Consider the following 9,581-nt stretch of genomic DNA (forward strand, 5'->3'; position numbering starts at 1 on the left):
GATATATTATCAATAAAATTTACATATTCTTATATTTCATAATTATATTATCGTCAACAATAATTATCCCTTAATAGAAAATCACTTTACTTTTTTATTCTAGATTTTCGTTCATTTATTCTTTCTTTTGCTTTTCTTCGCTTTTCCTCGTTGGCTATTTCTTTTTTTATCTTTTCATAATTAATAAATCGCTCCTGAGATAGCACCCCTTTTTCAATAGCCTCTTTTATAGCACATTTTGGTTCACTTTTATGCTTGCAATCTGAAAAATGACACTTTAAAGCTAGATCTTCTATATCCTTAAATGTAGCCTCTACATCTCCTTGACTTAGCTGCAACTCTCTCATACCCGGAGTATCTATAATAGCTCCTCCTGTTGGTAATACAAATAATTCTCTATGAGTTGTAGTATGTCTTCCCTTATCATACTCTCCAACCTCCTTAGTTATTTGTACTTCTTCTCCTAGTAATCTATTTATAATAGTGGATTTTCCTACTCCAGAAGACCCTATAAATACTACAGTATCATCGCTGTCTATAAGATTTCTTACAATATCCACACCTTCACCTGTTAAAGAACTTACACTTATTTTATCTATTCCTAATGCCACCTCATCCAATTCTATTAGCTTCTCTTCTAAATCCTCACACAAATCTAGTTTAGTTAGTAAGATAATGGGCCTAGCACCACTATCCCAAGCTATATTAATATATCTCTCTAATCTTCTTAAATTAAAATTATTATTCAGCGACATTGTTATAAAAATTTTATCTATATTAGCAGCTAAAATCTGTTCCTCACTTTTAGCTCCTGCTACCTTCCTACAAATAAGAGTTTTTCTGTTTTGGATCTTATGAATTATTCCTTCTTCATGACCTAAATCTTCAAGTTCAACCCAATCTCCTACCACTGGATAATCCTTTTTATTGATTAATTCATATTGTAGCTTTCCTGATACGGTGGCTGATATCTCTCCCTTTTCAGTGACTACCTTGTATAAAGTCCTATACTGAGCACATACTCTTCCTAATAAATACTGATTTATATTATTTTCCTTCAACTATATAATCCTTCTTTCTAACTTTATATTTTAACTTACTATATTTAAATAATGCATTTGAACTTATGCCTTGAGGCTTTTGTTGTAATAATTATATAGCTCCACATACTTTATCTTTATACAAAAAAGCCTTGGAGTCAGCTACTCCAAGGCATAAGTTCAAATTAAATATAATTATAAATTAGGACTATAATTCATTATATTTCTAAGCTTCTAAACTCAATATAATTATTAATATAAACCCAATAAAACTAAGAATTACATTTAAATCTTAAATCCGGAGTGGCTGTATAAAATTTATCTATTATTAATCTTTCTATATTCATCATAATACAACAACTCCTTTCAAATTTGATTTATATTTATATTATATTAATCTCTACAATAATCATACATCAAATATACATATTTGTAAATATTTAATATTATTTTTCTATGCTATCTCTTTAATAAATAATATACTTTTGTTCAAATCGATTATTATAATCCGTTATTTATATAAGTCTGCAGATAAATTATTAAGCATTTCTTCATCAATAACTTCATATCCATACGTACATTTTTTTAATACTCCTTTATTTATTAGATTATTTATAGTACGCAATAGATGTCTATAACTAGTGCCTAGTAATTCCGCAATTTCTGTTAAGGTCTCATCGAATTGAATTTTATTTCCATTCCCTCTTGTTGCCATCATATAACTTGCTAACCTGTTTTCTAAGGGATATAGTAAATTTATTGTTCCATTTCTAGATGAAGTATCCATTTTATTTCCTAAGGAACTACATATGAACCTTAAAAACTTAGCATCATTTAATAACTCATCTCTTACCTGATTAAAAGGTAATCCAATGCAATAGGCATTTTCTATAACTTCCATGTTAGTGGTTGCCTTTGTAAGATTAATTAATTCTAAGTCTCCTAGTACCATAAAAGGATAATAAAAGTTTATTAAAAGAGATTTACCGTTTTTTAGACTAATATATATCTTTGCTTTTCCTTCTACAAAAAAGAATAAATAGTCTATATTCTCATCTTCTTTGCATATATATTCGTTCCTTTTAAAGTGAAATAACTCCATGTGCTCTTTCATACTAGTACTAAAAATATCATCAATATTATATTTATTTATATATTTGTCTACAAGTTCTGGGTTATTTATTTTCTTCATATTATTCTCCTATTTTTATTAATGTTACAAATTACTTAAGTAAAATCATTTAGGCATTTATTATAACTATTCATTATTTTATATGTTTTCTTAATATGACTATGACATATGTCATAGTCATTCTCAACTACTTTATGCTAAATTCAATATATAAATAAAAGGGGGATTAACATGAATATTTTTATTTCTGTATTTATAGGTGCATTAATCTCGGTAATGCTTGTATTTAATGGAACCTTATCTAATGCTGTAGGGAATTATTCTTCTACTGTAATTATTCATATAATAGGTCTAATTACTATTATTATTGTATTATTTGCTACTAAGTCAAAGTTAAAAATTGAAAAAAACATTCCTATTCTATGGTATAGTGCTGGTGCAGTGGGTGTATTTACAGTTCTTTTTAGCAATATAAGCTTTATAGCTCTTGGTGCTTCCTTAAGCATTTCTCTAGGACTACTCGGCCAAACAATTTCTTCAATTATAATAGATAACTATGGCTTACTTGGAATGAAGAAGATTAAATTCAATGGTAAAAAATTCATAGGATTATCAATTATGATTGTAGGTATCATTGTTATGACTATTTTTAAATAATACTAGGAGGTGAACTTTAATAAAGTTATTTAACGATAGCTTTATTAAGGGCAAATAATGATATATATTATAATTTCTATTTTAGCTGGAGTAACTATTGTTATAGGTAGGACTATAAATTCTAATTTAGCTGAAAGAATTGGCATATTTCAAGGAACTTTTTTTAACTATGTGGTTGGATTACTATTCTCAATAATATTTCTTATATTTAGCAAGGAAACCTTTCCTTCATCCTTTAGTAACTTTCAATCAATACCTTTCTTAGCATATCTAGGTGGTCTTTTAGGGGTTATCACTATAGTTATTTCCAACTATATGACTCCTAGAATATCTTCTTTTTATCTAACACTATTTATATTTATCGGTCAACTATTTACGGGTATAATAATTGACTATATCACCTTAGGTACAGTATCTATTGGAAAGATTATTGGAGGTATCTTAGTTCTTATAGGTTTAACTTATAATCTTATAGTGGATAAAAATGATACTACCTGTAGTGAAGAAGAAATTCTCGAAGCATAAGTAATAAAAATCTAAGATTTTTAACCAACATAATAAGGGGCTTTCGTCAAAGAAAGTCCCTTGAATTATTTTATAGATATCTTTATTTTAAATGTTCAATTCTATAGCCAATTTCTTTATTAGCTAAACGATATCCTTCCTCTATTAACTCTTTCTCTATGGGAGCTGTTCCAAGGAGGTTATCTATAGTAATTTGATTTCTATTACTAAAATATTTATCTAATAAGTTTCTTTCTAACTCCTCTTGAGAAGCTATGGAATAATCATCTAATATATGCCTTACTGTAAATCCATTATCTCTTAAGGCTCTTCCAACTAAAATGCTTCTGTGACATCTTATAGGATCTTGCATAGCTCCTAATAATGCTATTCTATATCCCTTTTCACACCCATCCTTTAACCTTTCAATACCTTTTATAAATCCTTCTTCATATACTACCTTCTCAAAGTCTGAATAACCTTCATCATAGTAGGATATCTTATTTTCTCTTTTAGCAGCTAATTCCTTAGCCATATAGATATAAATAAACCCTTCCTGTGTTAATGTTTCTCTTATAGTTTCCTTATCAAATTGAATATTATACTTTGAATAAGGGGTCCCTCTAATATCTACTACACAGTCAATATTATAATATCTTAGCATATGAATTAACTTCTCTACAGTATAATTAGAATGTCCTATTGTAAATATCTCCATAATTTTTTCTTCCCTCATTAGTATAATTTATTTTATTTCTTATATTTAAATTTTGAATTAGTAATGTTTAGTCTTTATACTTACTATATTATTTATCATCAACATATTTTCATACTTCGTGATAATATTTATTATAACTTATAAACACATATAAATATATTATAGATTAGGTAACCTAATAAATTTACAAGCATAATATATTTTATATACTTATTGGAAGTGATGTTATGACAGGTGTTATTTTATATACTCTAGCCCTAATACTGCTACTTCTTTCTTTAATTAAAGATAAGAAGAAGACTATTAAAGCTTTTAAAATTTCCCTTAAGTCCTTTGAAAACATAATGCCTCAATTTTTAGGTATCATTATCACCGTAGGAATACTCCTTGCTATAGTAGATGCTAATACTATATCTAAATTAATTGGATCAAATTCGGGATTCTTAGGTGTTGTTATTTCTTCTCTTGTAGGCTCTATAACTATTATGCCTACCTTTGTAGCTTTTTCTTTAGGAAATACCCTACTTCAAAGTGGGGCTGGGTATCCTCAAGTAGGAGCTTTAATTTCCACCCTTACTATGGTTGGTATTATGACTTACAGCTTAGAAGCAAAATATATAGGTAAAAAAGCCGCCTTCCTCAGAAATTTTATAGCCTTTCTCTTTGCCTTTGTAGTGGCTTTCTTTATCGGAAAGGTGGTAACCTTATTATGAAAAAATTACTTAAAATTCTAAAAAGATATTCTTTTTTTCTTATAAGTTTATTTATTCTTATCTTAATATTTATTTTTAATTATGATTTGGGACTTAAAAGCTTTATTAGTGCAAAATCTAGCTTTATGCAGATGATATCTGTACTTCCACCCATTATGATTCTTCTTGGGCTCATAGATGTATGGGTTTCTCGAGAAGCTTTAATAAAATATATGGGTAAGAATTCTGGATTTACTGGAGTTTTAATTGCCATTCTTATTGGCTCTGTAGCTGCTGGCCCTATGTATGCGGCCTTCCCTTTTACTGCAATGCTTCTAAAAAAAGGAGTTAAGTTTAGTAACATCATTATCTTTATGAATGCTTGGTGCGTTACTAAAGTTTCTACCTTACTTTTTGAAATTTCAGCCATAGGTTATACATTCACATTAGCCAGATTAATAATTGATGTACCTGGAGTAATTATTATGGGATATCTAGTTGAAAGTTTTATGGGAAAAGAAGATTTAAATAACTTATGTTTACGTTATAATACTGAAGAAGTATAGGCGAAAAATTAAGGAGCTACTAAAACACTTTAAGGTTTAAATTTCATTACATTGAAATTTAGCCTAACTCTGCTGTTTTAGTAACTCCTTTAATATTATGCATCTTCAAAAAATAAATAAGGCAGAATGCTCGTCTATTTTGTGTTATTATTTATTTTCAGATGCCTTATTTAATCTATATATGGTACGAATATAATAATATAATAATGAAAAATTATTGATAAAATAATTAAAAGTGATAGTATATTAATATAGACATATAATTCTAAACCTTTTAAATATTTTAAATAAATATTTTCAATATTAAGAAATGTAAAGGTTTAAAGTAATATAAGTAGGAGGTATTATAATGAAAGAGGAAATCAATTGGGGTGAATTAGGTTTTAATTACCTAAAGGCAGATTTTAATTTTATTTCTCATTATAAAGATGGACAATGGGATGAAGGTAATTTAGTTGAGGATGATAAAATAACAATTAGTCAAGGTTCAACTTGCTTACATTATGGACAACAATGTTTTGAAGGATTAAAAGCATATACTCATAAAGATGGAAAAGTATGCTTATTTAGACCTGATCAAAATGCTAAAAGATTAAATGAAAGCTGCAGAAGACTTTTAATGCCAGAAGTGTCAGTAGAGTTCTTCATAGATGCTTGCAGAAGAGTTGTTAAAGCAAATAAAAGATTTATTCCACCATATGGAAGTGGAGCAACACTATATCTTAGACCTTATGTAATTGGAGTAGGTGATAATGTAGGTGTTCGTCCTGCTAGCGAGTATATATTTGGAATATTCGTTACGCCTGTTGGCCCATACTTTAAAGGCGGAATGACTCCAGTTAATTTTGTAACTTCAGGTTATGATAGAGCAGCTCCTATGGGAACTGGTGCTGCTAAAGTTGGCGGTAACTATGCTGGAAGCTTATTACCTCATGCAGAAGCTGTTAAAGCTGGATTCGCTGATTGTATATATTTAGACCCAGCAACTCATACAAAAATTGAAGAAGTAGGTGCTGCAAACTTCTTTGGAATAACTAAAGACGGTGCCTTTGTTACACCTGAATCTCCATCTATACTACCAAGTATAACTAAAAGATCTTTACTATATATAGCTGAGAATAACTTAGGTTTGAGGGTAGAAGAAAGAGATGTATTAATTGATAAATTAGACGAATTTGCAGAGGCTGGAGCTTGTGGTACAGCAGCAGTAATCTCTCCAATAGGCGCAATATGCCACAACGGTGAAAAACACGTTTTCTACAGTGAAACAGAAGTTGGTCCAGTAACTAAAAAACTTTACAATACTTTACTAGGAATTCAAGCTGGAGATGTAGAAGCACCTGAAGGATGGATATTTGAAGTAGAAATCTAATTATTATAATAAAGGCTATTGGAAAAATTTCCAATAGCCTTTTCTTCTATATTCACTACTATTCATACAAATTATTAACTTTTCCTATATTTTCTATAATAGTAATAACTGTTACTTTCCATATTGGGTTGCCTATGACTTATAGGTGTCTTTGCCAAGGCTAAATATTTATCTATACTGCCATGCATATACTGCTATGTATAATTAAGAAATCTTTAAATTCTCTCTTATCTCTTTCCTAATTTCTATAAACTCATTAAACTCATAAAAAAATCTTATTTTTTGTTCTGGGAGACTATTACCTTTTGGCTTATCTTCTAATACAAATAAAGCAAAGGATTCTGCAATGTCTTCTACTGGTGATGTAGAACAGTATCCACTTGCGAAATCATTTAAATGTCTCAAATAGAAATAGTTTTTAGCTTCTTCTGAATCTTCCAATCTCTCAGCCATAAGTAGATCTTCATAGATATCAGCCCAATATCTTATATAAAATTCATTTAAATAAGAATTTTCTTTAGCTGATAAATATCCATCTTCGTAATAATAATTTGGATCTACATTTTCTGTGTATTCTACCTCTTCTCCATTGGTAGTAAGAACATGTCCAAATTCATGTATTACTGTTACATCAAAATCATCTCTTCCACTTTCCACATCTTTATAATCTATACCTAAATCATATTTTGATAAATTATCCTCTACTATATTCACATAAGCCAATGTATCATATTGCCCATCAGAAAATAAAATAAAATCTTCAAAGTACTTCATTTGACTTTTAGGCAGTATTTCATTAACCTTTTTCCATATCTCGTTAGCTTCTTCTATAACTTCATCTGATGGTTTTTCAGGAGTCAGCACTTTAATTGGTTTATAACTTATAGAAAAGTCTTCATTGATTTTAAATACACCCTTTAGTTCTGAAGGCTGGACAATTTGATTTATAATCATATCAGAATCTAAATCAGTGTATTTCTTAAGGATATTCTTCATATCACATTGGAAATCGAAATCCTCCCCATATTCAAATCTTTCTTTCATAGATATTATACTTTCATAGTCATCTTTACTTACATAATTCTTTAAATCATTTATAACCTTTTCTCCATATTGCTCACTTAATGTTCCTTTTTCTTCATAAACATTTTCTAAATCATCAATTTCTAAATCATCAATTTCTTCTACTTCTTCCATGTTATTTTCCATTAAAAGTCTGTCTTTATACTTCTTAGTTAGCTTATTTAACTTTTCATTAAATTCTAACTTTAAACGTTCCTCTCTCACACTCCTGTCACTTATCCCATCTTCTAGTCTTTGTTCCTCAATGATAAATATCTCTTTATAAAGTTCATATAATCTACTTTTCTCTACAGGATTTATATAATTATTTAGCTCACCTACATTATTATAAAACCCCTGAGCATACTCTTTCTCTACATCTACTTGATAAAAGCTCAAAAAAGTACATAAAATAATTGCAATTAACTCCACTGGAATCAATTTTCTCATCATAAGTATTCCCCCATCTCCAACTGTATGGGGTTATTCCCCATCTAGTATAATCATTTAGAATCATTTAGCTATTTATCCGATGACTACCCGCTCTAATANNGACAACGAATTCTAAGTATCAAAAATACTATACTAAGAATTCTGTTAGTAAGCTTCAGTAGGAGAACCCCCCTCTGAAGCAAAGAATTCTGTTTATTCTAAGTGTAAAATATGTACATCAAAATATCAATATTTAAGATATGCTATTTTTACAGCAAGAAACCAGTGATAATAACTAATATTATCACTGGTTATCACTTTTAGAGAGTCAATTTTAATGGTGAAGTGTGGGCCAGTTCTAAGTATAAATCAACAAAATACATCTTATGTTGAGGTTAATCATAGCTTATATCTCATTTTTCAATGCCTTCATTTCTATTTAAATACATCTCATGTTAAGGTTAATCCATATGTTTTTATAATTAGTTCTCCATTAATTCTATTTAAATACATTCCATGTTAAGGTTAATCGTGCGAGCTAAAAACTCCTATTTTTTTATTAAATAATTTAAATACATCTTATGTTAAAGTTAATCAAAAAAAGGTCTAAAAGCTAAACTTCCAATATTAAGATTTAAATACATCTTATGTTAAAGTTAATCTTCCCCTCTTTTATATTGTAATCTATTATTTTAATTATTTAAATACATTTCATGTCAAAGTTAATCTAATATTGAGAACTTATGTCTAATAAACTTTTGTACAGCACTTCTTACTCTAGATAATGTTAGGAAAAACACATTGTTAATAACAGAGGATTTCATCCATCCCCATAACCCCTCTATCAAATTTAGCTCAGGACTATATGGCGGTAGGTACATTAACTCTATTCTATCCTTCATTTTAAGCAAGAAAGGTTGTACTAATTTAGCATGATGGATTCTAGCATTTTATCTTCTTGTTCTTTACTAAGCTTTTTAGGTGGTCCAGGGCTATACTTCATTTCCAAACCAGCTAATCCTTTTAGTTTATAATTTCTTATATAATTGCCTACGGCATGGGGCTCTAAGGCTTCCATTTCAGCTATTCGTTTATTGGTAAAACCTTCGAAATGACGCAACACTACTGAGTACCTTTTATGAAGTCGTATATTCTTAGTTTGCTTTAATGCTATTTTTAGTTCCTTAATCTCTTCATCATGTCCATCTATATCATTTAATATTAAAATTTCCATTTTAAAATCCTCACATAATTTCTTTTCTTATTATTTTGGATTTTTAACTGATTTTATATTAGTGGTATTTTAATACATGCATTTTCTTTGATAAAACTTATATATTATAAATTAAATTTATTATTTTATATAGCAAAAAAGCACTTCATTATGAAGTGCTTCTGGTGGCTCA

10 protein-coding genes and 1 pseudogene are annotated in these 9,581 nt (G+C 28.8%); 5 read left to right on the forward strand and 6 right to left on the reverse strand.

Annotated elements, in window-relative coordinates:
- Window positions 1–86: 86 nt before the first annotated feature.
- Window positions 87–1,061, reverse strand: a complete 975-nt coding sequence (gene rsgA, locus B3W71_RS08870) for a ribosome small subunit-dependent GTPase A (RefSeq protein ID WP_346888592.1) — start codon at window positions 1,059–1,061, stop codon at window positions 87–89.
- A 490-nt stretch (window positions 1,062–1,551) separates the two neighbouring features.
- Window positions 1,552–2,232 (reverse strand): transcriptional regulator YeiL, encoded by a 681-nt coding sequence (gene yeiL, locus B3W71_RS08875; protein WP_346888593.1) that lies wholly within the window; start codon window positions 2,230–2,232, stop codon window positions 1,552–1,554.
- 171 nt (window positions 2,233–2,403) lie between these two features.
- Here yeiL and B3W71_RS08880 point away from each other — a divergent pair, with 171 nt between their 5' ends.
- Both B3W71_RS08880 and B3W71_RS08885 read left to right on the forward strand, forming a co-directional pair.
- On the forward strand, window positions 2,404–2,829 hold the full coding sequence (locus B3W71_RS08880) for a DMT family transporter (protein WP_346888594.1): 426 nt from the start codon (window positions 2,404–2,406) through the stop codon (window positions 2,827–2,829).
- A 57-nt stretch (window positions 2,830–2,886) separates the two neighbouring features.
- Complete coding sequence (locus B3W71_RS08885; protein WP_346888595.1) at window positions 2,887–3,354, forward strand: DMT family transporter; 468 nt, start codon at window positions 2,887–2,889, stop codon at window positions 3,352–3,354.
- An 82-nt stretch (window positions 3,355–3,436) separates the two neighbouring features.
- Here B3W71_RS08885 and B3W71_RS08890 read toward each other — a convergent pair whose 3' ends face one another.
- Complete coding sequence (locus B3W71_RS08890; RefSeq protein WP_346888596.1) at window positions 3,437–4,051, reverse strand: DUF488 domain-containing protein; 615 nt, start codon at window positions 4,049–4,051, stop codon at window positions 3,437–3,439.
- Between the two features lie 227 nt (window positions 4,052–4,278).
- Here B3W71_RS08890 and B3W71_RS08895 point away from each other — a divergent pair, with 227 nt between their 5' ends.
- From B3W71_RS08895 to B3W71_RS08905, 3 genes are all read left to right on the forward strand, one after another.
- Window positions 4,279–4,764: a permease gene (locus B3W71_RS08895; RefSeq protein ID WP_346888597.1), complete on the forward strand. Its 486-nt coding sequence runs from the start codon at window positions 4,279–4,281 to the stop codon at window positions 4,762–4,764.
- Window positions 4,761–5,309, forward strand: coding sequence for a permease (locus tag B3W71_RS08900; protein WP_346888598.1), 549 nt, complete (start codon window positions 4,761–4,763; stop codon window positions 5,307–5,309). The genes B3W71_RS08895 and B3W71_RS08900 overlap by 4 nt, the downstream gene beginning before the upstream one ends.
- Window positions 5,310–5,658: 349 nt before the next feature.
- On the forward strand, window positions 5,659–6,681 hold the full coding sequence (locus tag B3W71_RS08905; RefSeq protein WP_346888599.1) for a branched-chain amino acid aminotransferase: 1,023 nt from the start codon (window positions 5,659–5,661) through the stop codon (window positions 6,679–6,681).
- 204 nt (window positions 6,682–6,885) lie between these two features.
- On the opposite strand, the gene B3W71_RS08910 is transcribed toward B3W71_RS08905, so the two are convergent.
- From B3W71_RS08910 to B3W71_RS19285, 3 genes and pseudogenes are all read right to left on the reverse strand, one after another.
- Window positions 6,886–8,196: a hypothetical protein gene (locus B3W71_RS08910; protein ID WP_346888600.1), complete on the reverse strand. Its 1,311-nt coding sequence runs from the start codon at window positions 8,194–8,196 to the stop codon at window positions 6,886–6,888.
- A gap of 701 nt (window positions 8,197–8,897) precedes the next feature.
- Window positions 8,898–9,125 (reverse strand): annotated as a pseudogene (locus B3W71_RS19280) (transposase); the annotation flags it as partial.
- Window positions 9,098–9,409 carry a helix-turn-helix domain-containing protein gene (locus B3W71_RS19285; protein WP_414632009.1) on the reverse strand — a complete coding sequence of 104 codons (312 nt, stop codon included), beginning with the start codon at window positions 9,407–9,409 and terminating at the stop codon, window positions 9,098–9,100. The pseudogene B3W71_RS19280 and the gene B3W71_RS19285, both read right to left, overlap by 28 nt.
- Between the last annotated feature and the right edge of the window lie 172 nt (window positions 9,410–9,581).

Origin of the sequence: Clostridium sp. UBA1056 (assembly GCA_002316385.1) — a bacterium.
Classification (GTDB): Bacteria; Bacillota; Clostridia; order Clostridiales; family Clostridiaceae; genus Clostridium_J.

Coding starts and splice junctions, on each gene's coding strand:
- B3W71_RS08885 (WP_346888595.1), top strand. CDS start 2,887: ATGATATATATTATAATTTCTATTTTAGCTGGAGTAACTATTGTTATA.
- B3W71_RS08900 (WP_346888598.1), top strand. CDS start 4,761: ATGAAAAAATTACTTAAAATTCTAAAAAGATATTCTTTTTTTCTTATA.
- B3W71_RS08890 (WP_346888596.1), bottom strand. CDS start 4,051: ATGGAGATATTTACAATAGGACATTCTAATTATACTGTAGAGAAGTTA.
- B3W71_RS08895 (WP_346888597.1), top strand. CDS start 4,279: ATGACAGGTGTTATTTTATATACTCTAGCCCTAATACTGCTACTTCTT.
- B3W71_RS08905 (WP_346888599.1), top strand. CDS start 5,659: ATGAAAGAGGAAATCAATTGGGGTGAATTAGGTTTTAATTACCTAAAG.
- yeiL (WP_346888593.1), bottom strand. CDS start 2,232: ATGAAGAAAATAAATAACCCAGAACTTGTAGACAAATATATAAATAAA.
- B3W71_RS08910 (WP_346888600.1), bottom strand. CDS start 8,196: ATGATGAGAAAATTGATTCCAGTGGAGTTAATTGCAATTATTTTATGT.
- B3W71_RS08880 (WP_346888594.1), top strand. CDS start 2,404: ATGAATATTTTTATTTCTGTATTTATAGGTGCATTAATCTCGGTAATG.
- B3W71_RS19285 (WP_414632009.1), bottom strand. CDS start 9,409: ATGGAAATTTTAATATTAAATGATATAGATGGACATGATGAAGAGATT.